24 protein-coding genes and 1 pseudogene are annotated in these 23,017 nt (G+C 66.8%); 9 read left to right on the forward strand and 16 right to left on the reverse strand.

Features of this window, described 5'->3' with window-relative positions; translation table 11 throughout:
• Window positions 1-11: 11 nt before the first annotated feature.
• Complete coding sequence (locus tag ACFXHA_RS03140; protein ID WP_379352357.1) at window positions 12-146, reverse strand: hypothetical protein; 135 nt, start codon at window positions 144-146, stop codon at window positions 12-14.
• Window positions 147-154: 8 nt separating this feature from the next.
• Between ACFXHA_RS03140 and ACFXHA_RS03145 the strand changes: the two are divergent.
• Both ACFXHA_RS03145 and ACFXHA_RS03150 read left to right on the forward strand, forming a co-directional pair.
• Window positions 155-298 (forward strand): annotated as a pseudogene (locus ACFXHA_RS03145) (SDR family oxidoreductase); the annotation flags it as partial.
• Window positions 299-639: 341 nt separating this feature from the next.
• Entirely contained in the window at window positions 640-1,065 is a 426-nt protein-coding gene (locus ACFXHA_RS03150; protein WP_379352359.1) for a response regulator transcription factor, read from the forward strand.
• Window positions 1,066-1,111: 46 nt separating this feature from the next.
• On the opposite strand, the gene ACFXHA_RS03155 is transcribed toward ACFXHA_RS03150, so the two are convergent.
• The gene (locus ACFXHA_RS03155) at window positions 1,112-1,789 is read right to left on the reverse strand and encodes an HD domain-containing protein (protein ID WP_379352361.1); all 678 of its coding nucleotides are present in this window, start codon (window positions 1,787-1,789) and stop codon (window positions 1,112-1,114) included.
• A gap of 152 nt (window positions 1,790-1,941) precedes the next feature.
• On the opposite strand from ACFXHA_RS03155, the gene ACFXHA_RS03160 reads away from it, so the two are divergent.
• Window positions 1,942-3,012 carry a GlxA family transcriptional regulator gene (locus ACFXHA_RS03160; protein ID WP_379352363.1) on the forward strand — a complete coding sequence of 357 codons (1,071 nt, stop codon included), beginning with the start codon at window positions 1,942-1,944 and terminating at the stop codon, window positions 3,010-3,012.
• 18 nt (window positions 3,013-3,030) lie between these two features.
• Here the strand turns inward: ACFXHA_RS03160 and ACFXHA_RS03165 are convergent, their stop codons facing one another.
• The 4 genes from ACFXHA_RS03165 to ACFXHA_RS03180 all read right to left on the reverse strand — a co-directional run bounded on the left by ACFXHA_RS03165 (window position 3,031) and on the right by ACFXHA_RS03180 (window position 5,682).
• Window positions 3,031-3,840: an SDR family oxidoreductase gene (locus ACFXHA_RS03165; protein ID WP_379352365.1), complete on the reverse strand. Its 810-nt coding sequence runs from the start codon at window positions 3,838-3,840 to the stop codon at window positions 3,031-3,033.
• Window positions 3,840-4,265, reverse strand: a complete 426-nt coding sequence (locus ACFXHA_RS03170; protein ID WP_379352367.1) for a heme-binding protein — start codon at window positions 4,263-4,265, stop codon at window positions 3,840-3,842. The genes ACFXHA_RS03165 and ACFXHA_RS03170 overlap by 1 nt, the downstream gene beginning before the upstream one ends.
• A gap of 142 nt (window positions 4,266-4,407) precedes the next feature.
• On the reverse strand, window positions 4,408-5,040 hold the full coding sequence (locus ACFXHA_RS03175; RefSeq protein WP_379352369.1) for a VOC family protein: 633 nt from the start codon (window positions 5,038-5,040) through the stop codon (window positions 4,408-4,410).
• A 174-nt stretch (window positions 5,041-5,214) separates the two neighbouring features.
• Window positions 5,215-5,682 (reverse strand): VOC family protein, encoded by a 468-nt coding sequence (locus tag ACFXHA_RS03180; RefSeq protein WP_379352371.1) that lies wholly within the window; start codon window positions 5,680-5,682, stop codon window positions 5,215-5,217.
• 111 nt (window positions 5,683-5,793) lie between these two features.
• Between ACFXHA_RS03180 and ACFXHA_RS03185 the strand changes: the two genes are divergently transcribed.
• Window positions 5,794-6,783, forward strand: coding sequence for a helix-turn-helix transcriptional regulator (locus ACFXHA_RS03185; RefSeq protein WP_379352373.1), 990 nt, complete (start codon window positions 5,794-5,796; stop codon window positions 6,781-6,783).
• Window positions 6,784-6,800: 17 nt separating this feature from the next.
• Here the strand turns inward: ACFXHA_RS03185 and ACFXHA_RS03190 are convergent, their stop codons facing one another.
• The 5 genes from ACFXHA_RS03190 to ACFXHA_RS03210 form a co-directional block, all read right to left on the reverse strand.
• Window positions 6,801-7,226 (reverse strand): hypothetical protein, encoded by a 426-nt coding sequence (locus ACFXHA_RS03190; protein ID WP_379352375.1) that lies wholly within the window; start codon window positions 7,224-7,226, stop codon window positions 6,801-6,803.
• Between the two features lie 139 nt (window positions 7,227-7,365).
• On the reverse strand, window positions 7,366-8,031 hold the full coding sequence (locus ACFXHA_RS03195) for a sigma-70 family RNA polymerase sigma factor (RefSeq protein ID WP_379352377.1): 666 nt from the start codon (window positions 8,029-8,031) through the stop codon (window positions 7,366-7,368).
• A 378-nt stretch (window positions 8,032-8,409) separates the two neighbouring features.
• The gene (locus ACFXHA_RS03200; RefSeq protein WP_379352379.1) at window positions 8,410-8,697 is read right to left on the reverse strand and encodes a hypothetical protein; all 288 of its coding nucleotides are present in this window, start codon (window positions 8,695-8,697) and stop codon (window positions 8,410-8,412) included.
• Window positions 8,698-8,764: 67 nt separating this feature from the next.
• Entirely contained in the window at window positions 8,765-9,487 is a 723-nt protein-coding gene (locus ACFXHA_RS03205; RefSeq protein WP_379352381.1) for a YitT family protein, read from the reverse strand.
• Window positions 9,488-9,517: 30 nt separating this feature from the next.
• On the reverse strand, window positions 9,518-11,275 hold the full coding sequence (locus ACFXHA_RS03210) for an amidohydrolase family protein (RefSeq protein ID WP_379352383.1): 1,758 nt from the start codon (window positions 11,273-11,275) through the stop codon (window positions 9,518-9,520).
• A 152-nt stretch (window positions 11,276-11,427) separates the two neighbouring features.
• On the opposite strand from ACFXHA_RS03210, the gene ACFXHA_RS03215 reads away from it, so the two are divergent.
• Window positions 11,428-12,327 carry a LysR family transcriptional regulator gene (locus ACFXHA_RS03215; RefSeq protein WP_379352385.1) on the forward strand — a complete coding sequence of 300 codons (900 nt, stop codon included), beginning with the start codon at window positions 11,428-11,430 and terminating at the stop codon, window positions 12,325-12,327.
• Between the two features lie 17 nt (window positions 12,328-12,344).
• Here ACFXHA_RS03215 and ACFXHA_RS03220 read toward each other — a convergent pair whose 3' ends face one another.
• From ACFXHA_RS03220 to ACFXHA_RS03235, 4 genes are read right to left on the reverse strand one after another with little or no spacing between them, the layout of a single operon-like run.
• Window positions 12,345-13,271 (reverse strand): glucosyl-3-phosphoglycerate synthase, encoded by a 927-nt coding sequence (locus ACFXHA_RS03220; protein ID WP_379352387.1) that lies wholly within the window; start codon window positions 13,269-13,271, stop codon window positions 12,345-12,347.
• Window positions 13,268-14,821, reverse strand: a complete 1,554-nt coding sequence (locus tag ACFXHA_RS03225; RefSeq protein WP_379352389.1) for an ArnT family glycosyltransferase — start codon at window positions 14,819-14,821, stop codon at window positions 13,268-13,270. The genes ACFXHA_RS03220 and ACFXHA_RS03225 overlap by 4 nt, the downstream gene beginning before the upstream one ends.
• The gene (locus ACFXHA_RS03230) at window positions 14,818-16,305 is read right to left on the reverse strand and encodes an MFS transporter (protein ID WP_379352391.1); all 1,488 of its coding nucleotides are present in this window, start codon (window positions 16,303-16,305) and stop codon (window positions 14,818-14,820) included. The genes ACFXHA_RS03225 and ACFXHA_RS03230 overlap by 4 nt, the downstream gene beginning before the upstream one ends.
• The gene (locus ACFXHA_RS03235) at window positions 16,302-17,708 is read right to left on the reverse strand and encodes a condensation domain-containing protein (RefSeq protein ID WP_379352393.1); all 1,407 of its coding nucleotides are present in this window, start codon (window positions 17,706-17,708) and stop codon (window positions 16,302-16,304) included. The genes ACFXHA_RS03230 and ACFXHA_RS03235 overlap by 4 nt, the downstream gene beginning before the upstream one ends.
• Before the next feature lie 256 nt (window positions 17,709-17,964).
• On the opposite strand from ACFXHA_RS03235, the gene ACFXHA_RS03240 reads away from it, so the two are divergent.
• On the forward strand, window positions 17,965-18,996 hold the full coding sequence (locus ACFXHA_RS03240) for an alpha/beta hydrolase (RefSeq protein WP_379352395.1): 1,032 nt from the start codon (window positions 17,965-17,967) through the stop codon (window positions 18,994-18,996).
• Between the two features lie 16 nt (window positions 18,997-19,012).
• On the opposite strand, the gene ACFXHA_RS03245 is transcribed toward ACFXHA_RS03240, so the two are convergent.
• A complete protein-coding gene (locus ACFXHA_RS03245; protein ID WP_379352397.1) occupies window positions 19,013-19,630 on the reverse strand; it encodes a TetR/AcrR family transcriptional regulator in 618 nt (205 codons plus the stop codon).
• Between the two features lie 145 nt (window positions 19,631-19,775).
• On the opposite strand from ACFXHA_RS03245, the gene ACFXHA_RS03250 reads away from it, so the two are divergent.
• From ACFXHA_RS03250 to ACFXHA_RS03260, 3 genes are all read left to right on the forward strand, one after another.
• On the forward strand, window positions 19,776-20,666 hold the full coding sequence (locus ACFXHA_RS03250) for an SDR family NAD(P)-dependent oxidoreductase (RefSeq protein WP_379352399.1): 891 nt from the start codon (window positions 19,776-19,778) through the stop codon (window positions 20,664-20,666).
• 140 nt (window positions 20,667-20,806) lie between these two features.
• The gene (locus ACFXHA_RS03255; RefSeq protein WP_379352401.1) at window positions 20,807-22,027 is read left to right on the forward strand and encodes a PucR family transcriptional regulator; all 1,221 of its coding nucleotides are present in this window, start codon (window positions 20,807-20,809) and stop codon (window positions 22,025-22,027) included.
• Window positions 22,028-22,127: 100 nt separating this feature from the next.
• Window positions 22,128-22,991, forward strand: a complete 864-nt coding sequence (locus tag ACFXHA_RS03260; RefSeq protein ID WP_379352403.1) for a MerR family transcriptional regulator — start codon at window positions 22,128-22,130, stop codon at window positions 22,989-22,991.
• Window positions 22,992-23,017: the final 26 nt, after the last annotated feature.

The raw sequence follows: 23,017 nt of genomic DNA on the forward strand, positions 1-23,017 counted from the left end.
GTGGCCGCGCGTTACAGTCCGAGCAGGGTCGACAGCGTGGCGACCGCCAGTTCCTCCGGCGCGGCGTCCAGTCCGAACCGCTTGTTCGGTTGACGCAGCATGAGTTCGGCGATGCCGTGTAGCGCGGCCCAGATCGATCGGGCCATCAATTCGGCGCGCCGCGGCAGGATCGGTCACCGGCAGATTCACCCGCCCCGACGAGATCGCTGACCTCGCAGTCTTCCTCGCCAGCCCCCGTGCCGCGAACATCACCGGGTCGGATTTCGTCATAGACGGAGGACTGCTCGCAACAACCTGACGTTCGCCCCGATGAGCTCAGGATTGGACACGACGAATCCATGACGCCGCCAACGGGTCTCGTCGGCAACAACTCGTTTCGCCGTTCGATCGTGCAGGTCGCGGGTGGGTCGCGGTGTGGTCACGTCGATGTGTTGAGGTCTCGAAGCGGTCTCGCAGCAGTGAACAGCGGCCGACGTGTGCGGGACAATTCCAACATTCTGATTGCCGATCGATTGCTGTCGGCTTAGTCTCAAGGCCCGGTTTTAGCGCACAGACCAGTCGGTTCTTGATTGACCTGCGGAGGCGTTGGAAGCGGGACGACACAACGGGTCGGGGGATCCGGTCGATAGGGGTTAACCCATGAACACTCATCAGCTCTCGATCACGCGTGCCCCGCACCCGCCGATCCCGCCGTCCCCGCCTGTACCGACTTCCAGGGTGCTCGTGGTCGAGCAGCACGCCACGACCGCCGAGATGGCCCTCCTCGTGCTGGCGGCCGCGGGGTACGACGCCCTCCACGCCGGCTCCGGCACCCAAGCGCTGGCCCTCAACTCACGGTGGCATCCCGACCTGATCCTGCTCGAGATTCTGCTCCCCGACCTCTCCGGCATCGAGGTCTGCTTGCGGCTGCGCGAGAGCTCCTCGGCCCCGGTCATGATCGTGTCCGCCGAAACCGAGCCCGCCGTCATCGATCTCGCCTTGACCGCAGGCGCATGCGACTACCTGCCCAAGCCCTTCCGCACCGCCGAACTGATGACCCGCATCCAAGCCTGTCTCACTCGATAACCGAGATCGATTTCAATCATTCTGGCGCGGAAGACAATTGCCACGTTCAGCCTCTCGGTTTGTCGGCCCATCCCGAGGCGTCGAGGATGTCGTGCCAGGTGAGCGTGGGGGCATGGTCGGGGTACTGCAGTTGGTACACGTGGGCGGGGAAGCTCATCGGGGAGGCCATCTTGGCGGGGTTCGCGTGGATCTGGTCGGCGATCGTCTCGGAGAGGGCGTAGCCGAGGTTGTAGCGGGGATACGCCGTGTGGACCCGGTCGGCGAATTCCGGTGGGAGCTTGTCGCGGAAGCGGCCGATGATGTCGGCTCCGATACCCATTTGGGTCACGGCTTCGGTGGGCCCGAAACGATGACACAGGCCGTCGCTGGTGTGCAGTGCGATCGCATTCCACACCGGCTTCACGCGGTCGGGATCAACTCCTCGGCTGTCGAGGAATTCCGCAGCGGCGTCAGCGCCGTCCACCTCGAAACGTTGGTTACCGTTGGCGTGCTCCGTGGCTCCGAGGTCGTGCAGGATGGACGCGACGAAGACAAGTTCGTCGTCGTAGTCGGCTCCGGCGCGCATGCCCATCGCGGCCGCGATCTCGCGTCCGAACAGGTAGCCGCGCATTGCGTGGTTGTAGATGAACTCCGGCGACACCGACAGAGCCAGTTCGTCGGCGGCGATCGCCAATTCCGTTGTCGGCACGTGGAATTCCAATCGTGCACCAGCATCGATGGTCATGTTTCTCCTCGAGTGTCAGTGGTTGAAGAACGGGTGGTCGATGGCGTAGCGCCATCGGCCGTCGGGTTGGCGGCGTTCGGCGCCTTCGATTCTGGTGGGGTCGCCCATACCTCGACAGTGGCCAGAAAGACTAATGTCGCTATGATCTGGCCATGAAGATCGTGGCGGTTCTCGCGCTCGACAACGTGGTCGCCTTCGAGCTCGCAGTCCCCGGCCAGGTGTTCGGCGCGGCCAACCTCCTCGCAGCCACGCCAACCTACGAAATCCGCATCGTCGCCCCCGGACGCCGGGCACGCACCGATTCTGTTTTCGGCGCAGTCGATTTGCGCACCGACTGGGACCTGGACGCGCTCACCGAGGCACATACCATCGTCGTTCCCGGCCGCGCGCCCACCCACGCCGATCCACCGGCCAAAGTGCTGAACGCGCTATGCGATGCGCACGCGCGCGGCGCACGCATCGCGTCGGTGTGCACCGGGGCTTTCATCCTGGCCGCCGCCGGTCTGCTCGACGGCCGCCGGGCCACCACGCATTGGGAGCACGCCGACCTCTTGGCGCAGCGGTATCCGCAGGTCGAGGTGGATCCCGCTGTGCTGTACGTGGAAGACGGCACGGTGTGCACGTCCGCGGGTGTGGCTGCCGGACTCGACCTGTGTCTGCAACTGGTGCGCCGCGATCTGGGTGCCGCGACCGCCACCGACACCGCACGCCACACCGTGATGCCACCGCAGCGTCAAGGCGGGCAGGCCCAGTTCATCGCCCACCCCGCCCCGGCCGATACCGATGTTCTGCTCGGCGACACCTTGCAATGGATGAATGCCAATCTGCACCGTCCGTTGACACTCGCTGATATCGCCGAGCATGCGTCGCTGAGCGTGCGAAGCCTCAACCGGCACTTCCGATCCCACTTCGGGACCACTCCGTTGCAGTGGCTGCTCAACGCGCGGGTCCGCTATGCCCGCGAGCTGCTCGAAACCACCGACACCACCGTCGAAATCGTCGCTCGCCATGCGGGATTCGCCAATGCCACCGCGATGCGCCCGCAGTTCGTCCGCCAGACCGGCGTGCCACCGCTGACCTATCGGGCGAACTTCCGGGCCGCGCACCCACCGGCTCCAATATCAGCACAGAACCCAGCCGCCCTGTCCTCGACCGCCACCGACTCAACGTGGACCCAGCGGGGCAGCCGTACGGGAAGACTCCGACTTCCCTTGCGCCCCTGAGTGATAGCGGTGTCGGCGCTACTCCGAGATGACTTGGCGAGTCCAGGCGTCCTGTTGGACCTGCTTGACGAGCTCCTCGGTCGCCAAGGGCCACACGGTGCGGTAGTTGCCCTTGTCCGCGCCGATGACTTCGACCATCTTGTCGATCATGTCCTGCGGATCGTATTGCCGCTGCATGATCTCGGAGAACACCTTCTCGATCGAGGACCTCGAGGTGAAGTTCACCGCGTCGTCCTGCCAGTGAAAGGTGCTGTCGCCCAGTCGATCGTTGAATCCGGTGTCGTAGGCCCCCGGGTTGATGGTCTGCACCGTGATCCCGGTTCCACCCTGCGCCAGTTCATCACGCAAGGTCGCCGCGATCCCTTCGATGGCATGCTTGCTCGAGCAATAGGCACCGAGCCCGTACGCAGTAAGCATGCCACCCATCGAACTCACGATCACGAGGCGGCCGCGGGTACCCGCATCGACGAACTTGCGGATCGCCCGCTGCATCAGATTCAGATTCGAGAACACATTGGTTTCGAATGTCTCCCGCACCAATTCGACCGGAATCTCGGCCAGCGGGCCACCGAAACCGGTACCGGCGTTACTGACGAGGGTATCGAAGTCGTACCGCATGGCACTGTCGACATCGCGCTGGTCGAGGATGTCCAGCTTGTCCACGGTGACACGGTCGGCCAGACCGAGTTCCTCGACCTGCGCGCGCAACTCGGAGACCTGTGGCCAGATCTGCGTGGTCGCGATCACCGCATGGCCCGCCCGTGCAAGCCCGATCGCTGTCCCTTTGCCCAAACCGCTGCCCGCACCGGTGATCAGAACCTTCTTCATCACTTGGCCTCCTGGAACAGCTGGGCGACACCGGCCCTGGCGACGTCACCGTCTTGTACCGGCAGACCGCCGGACACCCCGATCGCGCCGAGCAAGCTACCGTCTTCGTCATTGATCGCCACACCACCGGCATACGGGATCAAGCCTCCGTTGGTGAGCTCCGTGGCTGGTGCGGGCCCACCCGGTTTGCAGAATTCCCACAGGTTCTCACTGGGGCCGTTGAACAGAACCGATGTCTTCGCTTTCGCCAGCGCGATATCGATCGAACCGAGGATCGCACGGTCCATGCGGGCGAACGCGAGCAGATGACCGCCGCCATCCATCACCGCGATATTCATCGGCACACCGATCTGCCGCGCCCGCTCCTCGGCAGCGGCGACAATAGCCTGCGCCTGCTGGAGTCCAATAGACACCTCATCCTCCAAATCGCCTCGCGCCCAATATCTTCAACCGGGATCGATTCGATTCTGCGGAAGATTCCATCCGCCGAGAAGCGCCTGCAGGGACCCATATCGCTAGGTTCTGGCCAGCCGAGAGTCCGGATGACCATGTGCACGATGTAATTGGCTACCGCGCCGTGTTCCAGGCTTTGCAGACGAACTCGAGGCGGTTGCCGTCGCTATCGCGCACGTTGGCGGCGTAATAGCCGGACGCGAAGTAGGTCCGGTCGGCCGGTACGCCCTCGTCGATTCCACCTGCCTTGATGGCAGCGGCATACGCTGCGTCGACCATTTCGTTGCTGTTGCACACGATGCCGAGGTAGAGGCCCGTCTCGCCGGGTTCGCGCCGGCGCAGCCAGATGCTCGAGCCGACCTTCGTGCCGGAGATGTAATCGGCGTCGCCGAGACCGAAGAGGTCGGGCACAGTGTCCGGCCCGGACGTGGCGCTGTAGTTCCCGAATGCGCTCCAGCCCACGGGGGCAAGGGCTTCGAGGTAGAACGTGAGCGCCTTGTCGATATCGGTGACGGAGATGTAGACGTGGTCGATCACTGTGCGTCCTCTTTCCACGCGGAGGTGTTGGCCTGGTCGAAGGTTCGTGCCCGACGCCACTGTTTCGGTGAGTCGGCGCAGCACAGCACCGTACTCGGCGGGGTTGCCGGTGGCCAGCACACCGGCAACCCCTGTGTCGCGGTCAAGATCCTGGTGAACGATCGGCTGGCCGGTGGCTCGGCAGATACCGTGCGCGCTCAGGAACGACACATGCTCTCATTCATGTGATGCCGTCCTTTGCACTTGGTACCAGCGTGTACATTGAGCCGAGATGGTCTCTGCCCGTTGATGCGTCGATTCAACCCTTCGGCGGCGGGCAACTTCGGGTCGTCTCGCTGAACGATCCCGAAAGAGACTTTCTCATTGTGCGCCAAGAGGTTCAGCTCAGGACGGGGCGTATTCGGTTGCGACGTCGAGGATCCAGGTGATGTGGAAGCGGTCGCGGAGCATTCCGAAGCCGGGTGCCCATTGGGCCGGGCCGAATTTTTCGATGATGGTCGCGCCGTCCGAGAGGCGGTCCCACAGTGTGGCGATTTCCTCGACGGTGTCGCCGCGCACCGAGAGGAAGAAGGGTTCGGTGGTGACGGTGGTGCCGTGCTCGCGGCGGGTGAGGGGCGTGTCGTGGGGGCTCGGGGCATTTGCGCCCGGTACGTCGTAGGCCATGACCCGGAAACCGTTGTCGGCGATGATCTGCCCGAATACCACCTTCGTGGCGTCGGGCAACTCCGCGGGCATTCCGAAGTCTCCGTACGTGGCGATGATGAGCTGTCCTCCGAACACCGACTGGTAGAACTCGAGGGCTGCGCGGGCCTGACCGTGGAAGTTCAAGTGGGTGACAGTGTTTACCGACATGGTGATCCGGTTCCTTCGCGGTGATTGGTGGCCGGAGGGTTCCGGCGACGAATTCACCTTCGCAGCGGTACAGGTCAGGGAATGTCCGCTTCTTCTGGCAGTCTGGCCACTATGCCGATCGCGTCGTCGAAGGTGACCTCCCGCCGTTTGCTCTCGTTGTTGTCGCTGTTGCAGGTTCGTCGGGACTGGCCGGGCATGCTGCTCGCGCAGCGGCTGGCTGTCAGTGAACGCACTGTTCGCCGTGACATCGATCGGCTGCGCGAGCTCGGTTATCCGGTTCACGCGGTGAAGGGACCGGAGGGTGGTTATCGGCTCGAGGCCGGTAGCGAGCTGCCGCCGCTGCTGTTCGATGACGAACAGGCGGTCGCGCTCGCGGTGGCATTGCGGATAGCGGTCGGGACGGGAGCGGGTATCGAGGAGGCGGCGGCCCGCGCTTTGGCGACCGTGCGGCAGGTGCTGCCGTCGCGGCTGCGGCAGCGCGTCGACGCGCTCGAGGTGACCGCCGTCGAATCGCGCGGCACCGATTCCCAGGCCGACACCGCGGTGCTGCTGGCGTTGAGCGCCGCGGTCCGGTCCGCGGAGGAGGTGCGATTCGATTACCGGTCGGCAGGCGGTTCGGATGACCTCGGGTCGCGCCCGGCCCGGCGGGTGCAACCGCATCACCTCGTGGCCCGGGGTGGACGCTGGTATCTGATCGGCTGGGATCCCGGGCAGCAGGATTGGCGGATCTACCGCGCCGATCGGATGGCGCTGCGCGTCCCCAACGGGCCGCGCTTCACTCCCCGGCCGGTACCGAACGACGATGTCGCCGAATTCCTTTCGGCCCGGTTCAAAGGCTCCGAGCGGGTGAACACCTGGCCCTGTCGCGGCGAAGTGGTTCTCGATCTCCCCGCCGCACAGGTTGCCGCGTTCGCCGGCGACGCGGTGGTGGAGGAACTCGGCCCGACCCGAACCAGGCTGCTGACCGGTTCCTGGTCCTGGGCCGCGCTCGCCGCGACGCTGGCCCGTTTCGACACCGAGATCGAGGTCATCGGCCCGGAAGCGCTGCGGGATGCCTTCGCCGCGTTGTCCCGTCGCGCCGCACGCGCCGCCGGAGCGTAGTGCTTGCTGGCCGAGCCCTATCGATCGAGGACGGCGACGGCGGCGGCCACGATCGGGCCGGGATCGACTGCACGGTCGTAGATCAGGTACGTGCTCGTGCTCAGGATGATCAGCACGCTCGCGATCGCGCACAGCCAGCCCAGCGGTGCTGCGCCGTCCGACGGATCATCTCTTTCCGTGGCCTGCGCGGTGTCGTGCCGATCGAGTGCGCGCAGCACCCGATCCTCCAATTCGGGTGGCGGAGGGCAGGAGTCGAACCGGACGACCATGGCGAGCGCCACGCGGACCCGCGTCACGATTTCGTCGAATGCCGCGGCGGTTGCCCGGTCGGCCCGCTGCCGCCGCTGCTCGATGACGGCCCGTTCCAATTCGGTGACGGCGTCCATCGCATAGAGGTAGGCGAGCTCGAGCAGATCTTCGTTCGACGGCCCGTCGGCGGTCATTGTCGGTCACTTCCTGTTGAGCGGAGCGTAGGCGAGGGGGCGGCTACAACGCGGAACACAGGCGGAATGCCCAGACAATACAAGACCGGCGGTCGCGAACACGGTGATCTCGCCACGTGCCGAACAGGAGTCGTGGTGGCTACTTCGGTCCGCTCCCCAGCAGGCAGTCGGCCAGGCGTTTGAGTCCGTCCCGGATCCGTGACTTCACGGTGGGCACGGGGGTGCCGAGGTGTTCGGCCACCTCGGTATACGTTCTGCCCCCGTAGTACGCGAGCGCGATCGTCTCGCGCTGCAGCGCGGTCAGCGCGTCGAGGCACTGCGACACGGCCTGCTCATCCTGAATCTGCTCGACTTCTTCGAGTACGACATCGCGGTCCTGGCCCAGATGCAAATGCCCGAAGGCGATTTCGCGATGCGTGGACGAACGATCGATCCGAATCCGGTCCACCGCGCGCCGATGGGCCAGCATCATCAGCCATCCGATCGGGCTGGAAATCGTCGCGTCGTAGCGGCCGGCGAGCACCCAGATCTGCAGGTAGACCTCCTGCGTGACCTCCTCCGCGGTCGCCCGATTGCCGAGCATGCGCAGCGCCAGCCCGAACACCCGGTGGCTGGTGAGCCGGTACAGCTCGGTGAACGCGGCCCGATCACCGCCGCCGATGGACACGACGAGTTCGATGAGCCGGCGGGTCAGTTCATCGTCGGGAGTCGGCCGTTCGACGGGGCAGGAGGGGAACTCGGCCCGCTCCCCCGCGCCGAGGTCTCCGAACAGCGGGATGATGCGCCCGAACTCCTCGTCCGTCACGCCGGCACCCGCTGACCTGTATGGATGGCTGCCATCTCCGCGGGGATCAGGCCGACCACATCACGAAGGCCACCGTGATCGAGCTGTGCAGCATGTTCATGATCGCGTTCCTCCGTGATACGTACGCCATACCGAAGGCGCGGGCGGACAATGACCAATGGGTTTCGCCCAACCCCGGCGATCGGATTGGTCGACGGCCAGGCAGTTTCCGAATACGACATCCCCCATGACTGGGACGCTACCCATAGCCATCGGCTACCGGGTGAACCGGGACGCGGCGTGTTCACGCAAACTCGGCCATCGCACCCGCCGCATCATGTTTTCTCAAAACACCTTGCGCGCCAACCAATCCAACCGCACGGTCTACACGAACCGACGTCACAGCGTTCCGCTGAAGGATGCCGCTCCCGAAATCCCGCCCGGGTTGTCGGGTCTGACCCAATCCGATCCCCGCCGATACTCGCGGAGGTACTCGCTGTGCCATCGCGGCCAGTCCACATAGGTCGTGCCGGCGTCCCGCCGATAGCGCCGGTATTGGCCGCCTGCCGTACGCAGCGTTTTAAGGGCTTGCCGGGCAGCTCGCCGGGCGCCCGCCAGCCCCGAGCGCAATTCGGCGGCCGTCAACGCTACGGGTGGATCGGTGAAGATCCCGGATCTCCTGAACATGGGCGTTCCTCCACGACGGAATCCCGTGCCGGGCGACGCGATGGTTCCCCGACCGGCGCGATCCATATCATTCTTCGCCGCCGCGAACAGCGCTGCCAGCCACCGGTTTCGGTGGCTCGCTCGAGCGACGCCGGACCGTGTACCTGCGGTACAGGAAGAAATAGATCTTCACGTACTGGCCGACGAGGATCGCGTTGAGGATCGTGCCCTCGCGGATGAAATGCGGTGCGCCCAGGAAGATCACGCCGATGCTTGCCGAAAGGGCGAGCAACGTGCAGTCGAAGACTGTCTTGATGTTTCCCCATTTGCGGCCCGTGACCCGTTGGACGGTATTGACGAACATGTCGATGGGCATCAGCACCAGGTTGGCGCGGATCATCAGGAACAGCCCGAAGGCCAGCATGGCGTCGGCGGCGAACAGCAGCGCAACCTTGGCGGGGTACGCGCCGAGAGTGAGCCAGGCGGTGTGCCGCAGGTTGAAGTCGAGCAGTACGGCCAGGATCAGCGCGGGGACCAGCGAGAGCAGATTGCCCGCCTTGAACTCTCGCGGCCTGACCGCGAAGGTCGCGAGCAGCGCGATGACCTCGAGCATGAGATTGAAGTTGCCCTGGCTGAGTCTGGGCACCACCAATGTCATCGTGCGGGTGAGACTGCTCTGCGGCGAGATGCCGATGCCCGCTCGGACGGCCAGGCTGAGACCCATTGTCAGGATGTAGATCCCGGCTATATAGGTGATCCAGCGGCGCACTGTGTTTCCGGTGTCGATGACTCCCGCGTCTTTGTCGTGCATGACGGTCGAATCCTTGTCTCTCGCGCCGGGCTACTGCATGAACCCGAAGCGGTCGAGCGAGATGAACAGTGTCAGCAGCTTGTTGACGACGGGTTCGCCCTCGTTGTGATTGCCGAGTTTCAGCAGTGCGTCGTCGATCGATCGGGTGGCGTCGACGAGGTCGGTCAGGTTCATGTCCGCCATCACGCCGTAGAAGTCCAGTGGCAGTAGGGCTTTCGTCTCCCCGTCCGCGGTGACCAGGCAACCGCCCACATGCCCGTCCAACTGCCGGAGATTGTCGTGCATCTCGGCGCTGTCGGTGCCGACGACGACGAAGTAGGCCGACGGTGCCGGCCAAAAGGTGGAGACCGCGCCGGTGTCGATCGAGACGCCTTTGAACAGCCCGTTCACGGTGTGCCGTGCCCCGTCGGCGTATCGCTGCACGAGGGAGATCCGATTGAGCGGCGCCCCTTCGTATTCGGGGACGACCACGCCGTCGCGATACGGCACCCAGACCTCCTGGGCGAACTTCAGATGCCCCCGCCCGTACACATCGAACAACAGCACCTTCGCCCGGCTGCCGTCGGCCGAGATCTCGATCGGGACGAGGTCGAGTTGGTCGGCGCGCAGGTCGCCGAGCCCGCGCTCGGGCATCGTGGCGAGGGCCGAATAGTCGATGTCGACCGGCTCGAGCAGCACGCGGTCCTGCGCGACGAGCTTGCCGCCCTTGAACACATAGCGGGGGTTGATCTTCGAGAGGCTGTCGGTCAGCACGATGTCGGCGAATCGTCCCGGGCTCAGCGAGCCGAGGTCGCGATCCTTGTGGAAGGACCGTGCGGTGTAGAGCGTGCCCATCTTGATCGCCTGGATCGGCGGCATCCCCATCTCGACGGCCAGGGAGATGACCCAGTCGATATGCCCGTGCCGCAGCACGCGATCCACCGAGATATTGTCCGCGCAGAGTTGGAAGTTCTCGGCGGGCCAGCGGCGTTTCACGATGGCGCGCAACATGGTTCGAATGACCTCGGGGCTGCCGACGCCGAATTTGATCTGCGTGTTGAGGCCGTATCGGATGCTTTTCTCGATATCGTCCTCGTTCCAGACGTCGTGATTGTTGTCGACGCCGATCGCGGGCATGTAGTTCAGCAGCGTGTCCGACAGTGACGTCACGCCCCAGTGACAGTTCACGACTCCCGCGTTCGCCCGTCCGAGCGCGGACTTGCGGAAGTCGTCGGCGTTGCCGGTCATGTAGGACAGGTGGGCCAATTCGCCCAGCCCGATGACCGGATCCATCGCCAGCATCGCCTCGGTGACCTCGGGCGTGGTCTTCTTGCCCGGCGCGAAGGCATACAGGCGATACGGCAGTGCCTCGTGGTCGGCGAACAGCGCCCGGGCGGCCTCGACCGCCTCATCGCCTGCCGCGCTGGCGAAGTCGAGGGTCTCGCCGAAGACCGTGGTCGTGCCGCTGGGCACGATCGCCTCCCCGAATGCCGCCGGGTGCGCGAGCTGGGATTCGAAATGCAGGTGCGCGTCGATGAGGCCCGGAATCGCGTACAGGCCCTGGCCGTCGAAGACTTCCCGGAAACGCACGATCGATTCGTCCGGGCTCAGCGCGATGATCCGTCCGCCGTGGACCAGAAGGGTTCCGGGATAAACGCTTTCGCTGTGCACATCGAGAATATTCAGATTGCGCAGCAGCAGGTCGGCTTCCCGCTCGCCTTCCAGGATGCTGAAAATCGTTCGTACGTAGTCGTCTTGGGCGGAGACCTCCGAGGCCGGGACGTCGGTTGTCGACAGGTGTTGGTGCATTGCGATCCTCACGCTGGTGTTTCGGCGTATGTGCCTGGTACCGATGAAACGCGAAGGCACTGTTGCCGACAAGCATCCGTTTTCGCGCGAGGTGTACACATTTTTCGTACGATGTGGCCGAGTTTTCGTTCGAGCGGCGCAGGAGGCACGCCATGCTCCATTCCCGGTTGCTGCAGTACGTCGACGAGGTGGCGCGTCTCGGTTCCATCCGGGCGGCGGGCGCGAAGTTGCACGTCGCGCCCTCCGCGATCAACCGGCAGATCCTGCTGCTCGAAGCCGAACTCGATCAGCAGCTCTTCGAGCGCCTGCCGCGCGGTATGCGCCCCACCCCGGCCGGTGAGGCGCTGCTCACGCACATCCGCCTGACACTGCGGCAGTATCGCGAGACGGTCGCCGATATCCGCGATCTGCATGCGCTCGGCAGCGGGGAGGTGGTGATCGCGACGATGACCGGTCTGGCCAGCAGCGTGGTCGCCACCGCCGCGGCGACCTTCCACGCCCGTCATCCCCGGATCCGGATTGCGATCCGCACCATGGCGACCCTGGATATCCTGCGGGCGGTCGAGAACAGCGAGGCCGATCTGGGGCTCGGCTTCAATATCCCGTCCTCGACCCAGGTCGAGGTCCGCTGGCGGATGAACACCCGGCTCGGAGCCGTGGTCTCCACGAGTCATCCACTGGCCCATATGGATACGATTCCGCTCGCCCAGTGCACGGCGTATCCGACGATCCTCGCCGACCGCTCGATGGTGATTCACGGCATCGTCGCCGAAGCCTTCGCCAAGGCCGGCCTCGACGTCGAGCCCGCCTTCCACACCAACTCGATCGAGACGATGAAGCGGCTCGCCATGTCCGGCGAGGCCATCGCCTTCCTCAGTGAGTTCGATGTCGCCGAGGAGGTGCACGACGGCCGCCTCGCCTTCCGGCCGGTGCGAGATGCCTTCAGCAACAACGTCATCTCGCTCGTGCACCGCAACAAGCACGGCCACGGCCTGGCTCCTTTTCTGCTCGCCGACGAGATCGTGGCCGCCTTGCAGCCCGCGGAGCCGTGATCGGCCGGCCGTCGGGGTTATCGTCCGTCGAGCAGTTGCAGGCTCGCCATGGGTGGCCGATCGTCGGTCGATACCGGGCTGACCGTGCGCTGCCAGGATGTCGCGCCGGGCCGGTACTGCGCCAGGCCGATGCCCGAGTCACGAATGCCGAGCCGGTCGAGCAGGGTGGCGACGAGTTGACGGCTCATGACCGCCAGTTCGTGGGTCGGCCGGTTGCGGTGGGCCCGGGTGCCCAGATCGACCTGGGCTATCGCCCGCGCACCGTATCGCTGCCAGGTATCGAGGAGAATGCCGATCTCGACGCCGTAGCCGGGCGCGAAGGGGATGCTGGTCAACAGTTTTCGCGTGGCGGCGTACTCTCCGCCGAGGGGTTGCAGTACCTCACCGAGTTCCGGGACGAGCGCGGTCAGCAGGGGGCGGGCGAGCAGTTGGGTGACACGCCCGCCACCGTCGGCCTCGCCCGGGAAGCCCGCCGCCAAGGGGCGCTGATAGTAGCCCTTCACCAACTCGATTCCGTCCTGAAACAGCAACGGGGCCAGCAATGCCGGTACGAAGCGCGGGCTCGGCGCGAGCAGATCCGAGTCGACGAAGACGATGAGGTCGCCGGTGGTCACGGCCAGCGAGCGCCACAGCACCTCGCCCTTGCCCGGCCGGGCCGGGAGGCTCGGGAGCGCCTCCTCACGGGTGTAAACCGCCGTCGCCCCGGCGGTTTCGGCGATGCCGATGGTGTTGTCGGTGGAGCCGGAGTCCACGACCACGAGTTCGTCCACCAGCGTGCCCACCAGATCGCGGATCGACTCGAGCACGCCGGCGATGGTGTCCTGCTCATCGAGCGCGGGCAGCACCACCGAGACGGTTCGTCCGGCTTTGCGTTCGATCAGCTCCGGCAGCGTCCACTCTTGCTGGAACCAGGTCACTTCGGCGGCGGTTCCGCGGTAGATCACCGGTCTCTCCCTTCGCCCGAGTCGAGAACATTGGTGTGCCAGTCGGCCCAGATGTCGGACCACCGGCGACGAGGTTGATCACAGCGCCAGATGACGACGTGGCGGGTGATCCCCGCGAGGCCGAGCCGGTCATCCAGCCGCGCCACCGGCCGCACCTCGGAAAAGGTCTGGCGCAGCGCTGATTCCATGGCGTCCGAACCGACGTAGAGCACCGTGTTCGTCGGCTCGGGCGGGGTACCGAAGTAGGCGAACCCGCGGTTCGCGCTGTACACCGGTGGAACAGCGGTACCGGCGCGGTCGAGAGCCGCTGCCTGCCAATAGTTCTGGGCGATGACGGCGGTGATCGGACTCGCCCGTGGATTCGATTCCTGGGCCGAACGCTGCACGGCGGCAACCAGTTCACCCCAGTCGCCCGGCCCGAACAGTCGCATCCGCGTCGATATCGCGTGCGGCGTATCGGCGGGCTCGCGCAGTGACGATGCGGGCAGTGGCAGTACGAGGACGACGGCCAGCGCAATGGCGATCGAGCCGGCACCGGCGACCGTGAGCCAGGCTCGGTGTGTCCGATCCGTCCACCACCAGGCACCCGCCGCGAACAGCACTGGGAACACATCGGCCAGGTAGTAGGGCCGCGACCCGGTCAGCACGACGAAGCATGCTTGCACCGACACGGCCACGGCCGCGAATCGAGAGGTGCGCAACAGCGGCGACCGGAACAACGCCCACAGCCCGGCGGCCGCCACCGGACAACCGAGCAGACCGAGCAGCAGTCCGAGCTGGATCGGCAAGCCGCCGACCCCGCCGCTCGCCGCGCGCTCTTCGGCCGCGATGACCGTGCCCATCGCCAGCTGAGGCCAGCCGTGGCGCGCCTGCCACACCAGACTCGGGAGCACGGTGAGGCCCACGGCCGCTAGCGCCGCCCACAGCATCGGTCGACGCAACAGTGTCCGAGGGCCGAAAGCGAGTACGCCCAGCCCGATTCCGGCGCCGAGCACCGGCAGCAGCAGCTTCACCTGCAAGTCAACCCCGGCCACCGCCGCAGCTCCGAGGATCAGGCGGTCGTCGTGAGTTCGCGTCCAGCGCACCAGCATCCACAGCAGTGCCGCCGAGAGTGTGGCGTCCACCGCGAACGTCGACAGGGTCGCGGCCGAGGTGATCAGGAACGGACTCGTGGCATACGCGAGGGCGGCGAGGCGCTGTGCGCCGTGATCACCCCCGAATTCACGGGCCAGTGCCGCACACAGCCAGACCGTCGCCACCGCGCACCCGATCGCCGGAATCCGCAGCACGACAAGCGATTCCGGCGCTATCCAGTCCGCCACCCGCGCCGCCACCGGCACCAGCGGGCCCTGATCGGCATACCCCACCGCCAAGCGTCGCCCGGCGGCGAGAAAATACAGCTCATCGCCGAAGTACCCGTAGCGCCCGGCGCGCAGGCACAGCACCACCGCCGCCGCGCACGCGATCACGCCGACGGAGCGAGTGGCGAACGGCGGCGGTAGTTCCCCTGCCGCCGGCGATGATCGGCGCGGCAGGGATCGGGTGTTCACGGCCGCCGCCGGGGCAGGGCGAGAGTGAGCACGGCGAGCAGCGCGGACAGCCCGGCCATCAGCCAGAGCACGGTGATGATCGCGTCCAGGTAGGACCGCGCGTCCACCCTGGCGAAGAACACCATGCCCAGCGCCGCCACGCCGACGGAGCTACCGACCTGCTGCAGCGTCGGCACGATTCCCGACGCCGACCCGGTGGCAGGCTCGGCCACCGCGGACATCATCACGGCGGGCAGCGGCGCGGCGAACCAGCCCATGCCCGCGCCCGCCGCGTACACCGGCCACGCCAGATCGCGAAGGTCGAGGCCGGACAGGTCCGTATGGATGGTGTCCGCCGTCGCCCCCAACGCGACAGCGAACACCAGCGCGCCGACGGTCAGCGCCCGGGATCCCCACAGCGACACCAGCACCGGCGAGGACAGCGCGCCGGCCACCGCGCCGACCGCGAACGGCAGCATGACCAGCCCGGTGCGCGACGCCGACCACCCCAGCCCCGACTGCGCCGCCACCGACACCGTGAACAACAGCGCCGTGAACACGCCGTAGAACATCGGGGTGAGTACCGCACCCACCGCAAATCCGCGCTCGCCGAACAACTCCACCCGCACCAGCGGCTCGGCGCCGCGCTTCGCCCGTCGGCGCTGCTGCCACCCGAACACCGCCAGGGTCGGAACCGACAGCGCCAGGAGGACGAACATGACTGGTGGCCAACCTTTTTCACGCCCGACAGCCAGGGGATACACCAGCAACCCCAACCCGGTAGCCGAGAGCGTCACTCCCGGTAGGTCGAGCCGCCGCAGCATCCGCCCGGGATTCCCCACGTGGCGTGCGTCGTTCGCCGGCTGCGCGCGCCAGGTTGCCGGGCGGCGCGAGGCCTCCGGATGCCGATTCGCCAGTGCCACCGCGACTGCGGCGAGCGGAACATTGATCAGGAAGACGGCTCGCCAGCCCAGTCCCAGCGGGTCGCCGTCCACCAGCGCGCCACCCAGCATCGGTCCGGCCATCCCGGCGAGGGCGGCCACCGCGCTGTAGACGCCGAAGGCCCGAGCCCGCCCGCGTTCGGGAAACGCCCCGGTGATGATCGCGATGGTCTGCGCGGACGCCAGCGCCGCCGCGACACCCGCCGCGCCTCGCGCCAGCACCAATTCGGTTGCGCCGGAGGACAGGCCGCACAGGACCGAAGCCGCGGCGAAGGCCGCCAGCGCGATCGGGAACACGACGTGTCGCCCGAACAGGTCACCGATCCGGGCGGCGGTCGGCAGGGTGCAGGCGAAGGCCAGCCCGTAGACGCTCACGATCGACAACTCCGCCGAACCGCTCGCATGCAGCTCCCGGGCCAGCGCGGGCATGGCGGTATGCACGATGGTCAGGTCCAGCATCTGCATGAACACCGCGATCAGGCAGGCCGCCAACGCGATCCAGGCGCCGGCGGGCCGCGCGGTGGAATCCGCGTCCTCGGCCAGACCGGGGGTGCGGACCGTCACGAGACCGCCGGGATCGCGGCCGCGTAGTCGCCGTCGGTGGCCACCGCGGTGATGATGGCGACCAGCGTCTTCACATACCGTTCGACGGCCGCGTGCGCCTGCGGGGTGTCCGGGAACAACAGGCTCAGCGTGGTGACCTCACGGAATCGATTGACCCACAGGAAAACCTCACCGGAGCTGGCGTTGCTCCCGTACAACCCGCCCTTGATCGCGTCGAACATCTCCGCACCGGCCATTTTCCGGACATCGACGTACGACACCATCGGCGCCGTCCAGCCGCGGATCCCGAGTTCGGGCGCGATCAGTTCGAGTACCCGGTGCAGCGACACGTCGGTCAGGTCCTTGGCCTGGTCGGCCGCCTGCTGCGCCGCCCCCACCAGCGCGGTAAAGGTGTCCTCGGCACGCACGGGGAACGCCACCGGAATGAGATTGGTGTACCAGCCGACCGAGCCCATCTCCCCCGGCAGGAATCGGGTGTTCGCCGGGGTGAGGCCGAAATACCGTTCCCGGTCGTCCAATTCGCACTCCGCCAGCGCGACCGCCGTGAACAACCCGCCCAGGAACCGGCCGCCGTGTTTCTCGCAGACCTGCTCGAAGCGCAGCGTATCGGCCTCCCACAGCAGGGGCAGGGTGAGTTGCGCTCCCCGGGCATAGCCGCCCGCGCCGAGCTCGAGCGGGAAGCTCGGCAGGTCACCGTCGTTGCCCTGCAACAGCTCCGCCCATCGACGGACCGAACTCGACTCCGCGGTGAGTTGCTCATTGAGGCGGCGCTCGCGCTCGCAGTAGCCGATATGGCCGTCGACCGGGGCCAGAGTCATTTCACCGCCGGACAATTCGGTGCCGTAGAGCAGCAGCAGTTCCACACACGACAGGGCCTGGGCGACACCGTCGGTATGCAGGTGATCGACGGCGGCGTACACGGTGAACGATCCCGGGCGTTCGATGACGCCGAAGGAGAAGCAATCCCATTCGAACGGGCCCGGCGTCTCGGCCTGCACCCGCTCGCGCAGCAGGTCGAGGTCGGTGAACTCGCCGTAGGTGTTGGGGGTGAACTCGATGTCGGCCGGGTCCCCGACATGGCGCACGAACCCGGTTTCCGGCGCTGGCTCGAACCAGCTGTGGAAGGTGTCATGCCGGCGTAGGAACGCCTGCACCGTCGCGGTCATCGCCCGCTGGTCCAGGGTGTCGGGGATGTCGAAGGAGATCATGCACAGTCGCGAAACCCGCAATCCCACACCGGAGTTGCGTTGTGCCGCACGCAGGTACGCCTCCTGCTGGTAGGACGGCGCGACGTCATGCGCCGGCGCGCCCCGCATCCTCGCCCGGGACGCCGGCGATGCCGTCCAGACGGTGAGCACGCCCGGCTCCGGACGCCAATCGTCGAACAAGCCGAATGTGACCATGAATGACCCTCGTTTCCCAATGCTGAGAACCACATGCCCGCACCGAGGCACTGGAGCCCGGCGGAAACAGGATTTCGAGTGAACGGCATGCGAGGGCACGCCCACCAGCACCGCGGCGAAAGTCTGTGATCGCTCCCAACGCGGCGCGCCGACGTCCGGACGGCGTCCAAAGTGTCGCGACAGGCATTGTCCCGGTGCGGCTTTCGCCCTAGCGTCACCAGCCGATCGGCCCGGTCGAGACATTCGGAGGTCACGGGTGAAGGCAGCAGGCCCGCTCTCGGCGCTCGCCCTGGCGGCGACGCTGCTCTGGCTCGGCGTCGCGATTCCCGCCCGCGCCGAACCCGCGACCGCGGCGGCGCTGGCGTCGGCACGGTCCGCGCCGGACGGATCCGCCTTGATCGCGGTCACCGAGGACGCCGGCGGTCTGCTCGACCTGCGGGTGCACTCGGCCGCCACGGACACCGACATCACCCTGAAAGTGCTTCCCGCGCCGGACAGTTCAATTCCCGCTCCAACCCTCTATCTGCTCAATGGGGCGAATGGCGGTTCCGATGCCAGCAGTTGGCCGGAGCAGACCGATATCGTCGATTTCTTCCGCGACAAGCAGGTCACGGTGGTGGTGCCCATGGGCGGCAACGGCAGCTACTTCACCGATTGGCGGACCGACGACCCGGTCTTGGGGCGGATGCGCTGGACCACCCTGCTGACCCGGGAACTCCCGCCGATCATCGATTCGGCGCTGAACGGCGACGGCGCGAACGCCATTGCCGGTATCTCCATGGCCGGAACCTCCGTCTTCCAACTCGCGCTGGCCGCGCCCGGCCTGTATCGCGCGGTCGGGTCCTACAGCGGTTGCGCCCGCACCAGTGATCCGGTGGGCCGGCTGTTCGTGGATGCGGTGGTGCTGCGCTGGCGCGGCGACCCTGCCAATATGTGGGGTCTGCCCGAGGATCCCGCCTGGCTTGCCAACGATCCCTATCTGCACGCCGAGAGCCTCCGCGGCACCGCGGTCTACGTCTCCACCGGTACCGGCCTACCCGGCCCGCTCGATACGCTCGACGGCCCGGGCATCCACGGCAATGCGGGCAAACTCCTGGCTCAGCTCACCAGCGGCGCTTTCCTCGAGGCGATCACCGATCAATGCGCGCTCGCCCTGCGCGACCGCCTCCGAAGCCTCGGCATCCCGGCCACTTTCAATCTCCGCGCGGCCGGAACACACTCGTGGGGCTATTGGCAGCAGGACCTGCACGACTCGTGGCCCCTGTTCGCGCGGGCTTTGCGGCAATGATCGGCAGCCGACAGTGTCAATCGGACGGGTTCTCCGACAGCATGGCGAGCAGTGGATTCAGTAGGTCGAACAGTTCCCGCAGCCAGGTCGGCGGTCCCGCCGAATCGATGAGACTGTCGATGGCGATGCCCTTGCCCAGTGCCATCAGCAGACCCGCGACGACCGAGGGTTGAGCGGGGACGGCCAGGCCGAGGTCGGCACCGACCTGTTCGACCAGTGCGGTGATCTCGCTGCGCGCCTGCTCATCTCGGGCCGCGAGTTGCGCACGCAATGACGGACTGCGCCGCGACACCAATGCCAGCTCGGTCTTGAACCACGCCCACCGTGGATCGCCGCTGGCCGCCATCGCCCAGGCCTGGAACGCGTCGATCCGGTCCTGGGCGCTGCCCGCGGTCAGTATGCGCACCAACTCGGCGAATTCCTCGGTGGTGTGCTTGTCCAGCACCGACAGTGCCAGCTCTTCCTTGCTGGCGAAATTCGAATACACCGCGCCGCGACTGTATCCGGCGGCCTCGGCGACCTGATTGTTGGAGGTCGCGGTGAAGCCGTCCCGCAGATACAGCTCGGTTGCCGACGCGACCAACCTGGCACGTGTTCGTGCCTGTGATTCGGGACGGCTCAACCGGTTGGACATCCGGGCAGTTTAGCGGGGCCCACCTTGCGGTTCCCGCGCTCCTTGACAACCGCCGAGCGGGACCTACTCTGATTTCAGATGTCAGTGACATTCGAATGTCAGCGACAGCCCAGGCCGAAAGCCGTAGCAACGCAAGGAGTACCGCGTGCCCACCTACCCAGAGCGCCCGATCTCGGGACAGCGCATCGTGATCACCGGCGCGACCAACGGAATCGGCAAGGAGATGGCCCGGGCACTCGCCAGGCGCGGCGCCGCCCTGACGTTGGTGGCCCGCAACGAAACCAAGGCCCGGGATACCGTCACCGAACTCGCCGCGGAACCGGGCGTCGTAACCGCACCCGAGTACGTGGTCGCGGACCTGGCCGAGCTGTCCTCGATCCGCAGCGCCGCCGCCGAGATCACCGCGCGCTATCCGGTGATCGACACCTTGCTCAACAATGCCGGCATCCACAGCTTCAGCGCCGGAGTCACGGCGGACGGATACGAGGTGATGGCGGGCACCAACCACCTCGGCCCGTTCCTGCTGACCCACCTGCTGCTGGACCGGGTAATCGCCTCCGGCACAGCGCGAATCGTGGTGACCGCGTCGGAGGCGCACCGCAGCGCGGCACGCCTGGACCTCGACACCTTCGCCGACCCGGTCCCGCACGGCGCGATCGGATCCGAACCGATCTACGGACGCTCGAAGCTGCTCAACATTCTGTTCACCGAGGAGCTGGCGCGGCGACTCGACGGCACCGGTGTCACGGTCAACTGCTTCTGCCCCGGCATCGTGGCCTCCGGTTTGGTGCGCGGTAGCCGGTTGCTGACCGGCACCGCGCGGGCGGCGTCCCGCACTCCCCTGGTCCGCACGCCTCGGCAAGGCGCCGAGATGGGGATCCGGCTGGTGCTCGACGAGAGCCTCGGCACGACGAGCGGGGAGTTCTTCACCTCGACTCCCGGCCTGCGGTTCCTGCCCGCCGTCTCGGCCCGCCGCGATGGTGCGCTGCGACAGCGCCTGTTCGACCGCAGCGCCGAACTGGTTGGCGCGCACTGACGCTGTGCGATGCCACAGAAATCGCCGGAGCAGTTCGTGGTGTTGCTCAGAGGACGCCGAGTGTGCTCCGGCTCCGCAATCGCGCGGCTAGTGTCGGGCCGGAAAGGACGCTTTGCCTTGCCAGAGAATGGGAGTCGCCGATGACCGTCGACCATCCGGAGCTGACCGGGCTCACCGCGGCGGGCAAGCCGATGTCGTCCCCACTGCGGGATGTCCGGGCCCTGTCACGCCGGATGGTCGGCCATTTTCTGGATCATGTGATCCCCTGCGCGACCTTGCCCGGGGACGCGGTCCGCGGCGATGTCACCGCGGTCACCAGGGTCTGCCTGGAGTTGGCGGTCGGCACGCTCGACGGTCAGGACATCCCGGGCAAGATCGACCGATTGCACGCCGCAGCGGCGGGCTGGGCACGCGAGGGCATTCCGATCGACACCATCCATCACGCCCTGCACGCCGGTTTCCGCATGGGGTTCGGTCTCGTGGTGGCGAATCTGACGACCGAGGACTTCGACAAAGTGGTGGCGGGGGTGACCATGATGGTCGACATTCTCGACACCATGACCTCCACGGTCTCCCGCGCCTACCTCAGCGAATACCGGGCGGTCGTGAGCGAGCACCACAATGCGGTGCACACGCTGGTCTCGGCGTTGCTGGGCGGGCATCCGAGCTCGACCATGGCTCGCGAATGCGGTATCACCATCGCGGAAGGCTATGCCGTGCTGGCGTTGTCGATTCCGGCCCACCCCGATGAACACAATCCCTATCTGGACGGTCAGGTCGTGGCGCGCCGCAAACTGCGCCGCGTGCAAGCCGTGCTGGCGTCACGCTGCCGCGGACAAGCGTTGTCGCTGTTGTCGATCGACGGCGGGACGATTCTGATCCCCGACACCTTCGATCACGACGCCGGCCTCGACGATCTGGTCACGACCGTCTCCGAGGCCGCACAGGTCGGTGTCACCGCGGCGCTGGTCGATGCCACGACGGCGCAGATCCCGGACGCCGCCGATCAAGCCCACGAGATGCTGGACATGCTCGCCCGGCTGCGCGCACTGCCCGGACTCTATCGTTTCGACGAACTCGCCTTGGAATACCAGCTCACCCGTCCCGGCCCCGGCCGCGAAGTCCTCGGGGCCCTGCTCGCCCCGCTCGACGAACACCCGGAACTGCTGGAAACGCTGCAGCGGCACATCTCCCACGACCTCAATCGCCAGCGCACCGCCCGCACGCTGCATATCCACGCCAATACCGTGGACTATCGGCTCAAGCGGGTCGGTCAGCTCACGGGGCTCGATCCCGCCCAGCCCGCCGACCTGTGGTATCTGCGTTCGGCGCTGATCGCTCGCACCTACCGGCCGCAGTGACCGGCAAGGGACGGAGTACGAATTCGGCGTTGCCGTCGAGAAATTCACGCGATGCGCAAGGCATGAACGGAACTCGGGGACGAACCGGCACAATCAGTTCATGCCGCGCAAACCGTCACCCAACCAGGATCGGGCAGGTTATCCGGTCCGCGTGGTAGCCGAACAGCTCGGCATTCCGACGGCCACCCTGCGCAGTTGGAATCGCCGGTACGGGATCGGCCCGCAACAGGATCAGCCGGGTCGGCACCGCCTCTACGGCGACGCGGATATCGACGTGCTCACCCGCATGCTGGAACTCGTCCGTGCCGGGGCCAGTCCGGGCGGCGCGGCGGCCACCGTGCGGGGCCCGGCGCTCTCGTTCGGCGATGAGACCGCGCTGCTGGCAGCCGCGTTCGCACTCGACACCGGGGTGGTCTGCGATCTGCTCGACAAGCATGTGCGCGCCTACGGTGTCGTGGACACGTGGGATCGCTTGTGCCGCCCGGCTTTCGCGACCGTCGTCGGTCGGCAGCTCGGCGGCGAGGGGTGTGTGGACGTCGAGCACCTGCTGTCGTGGTGCATCACCGCGACGCTGCATCGGTCCGTGCCGCCGCCCCCGGCCCGCGAGACCGCCGCCCCGCTCCTCGCCTGCACCAGCGGCGAAACCCATTCGCTGCCACTGGAAGTGCTGCGTGCGGCGCTGGCCGAATGCGGTACGGACACGCGCATGCTCGGCCCGGATGTCCCGACCGCCGCGCTGGCCGACACCCTGGCGCGCATTGCCGCGCCCGCGACGGTCGTGCTCTGGTCACAGCAGGAGCCCACGGCGCTGACCTCGGCGGTCCGCGCTTGTATCGGTGCGGGAGCCCGAACCTGTGTCGGCGGGCCGGGGTGGGACACCGTGATCCTGCCCGAGGGCGTGGTGCGGCTGTCCGGACTGGCCGAGTCCGTCGAGTACCTCGGCCCAGCGCGTCGGGAGCTGTGAACGGCACTCGGCCAGGAATGCACATA

The organism is Nocardia sp. NPDC059240 (assembly GCF_042753865.1).
In the GTDB taxonomy this organism is placed as follows: Bacteria; Actinomycetota; Actinomycetes; order Mycobacteriales; family Mycobacteriaceae; genus Nocardia.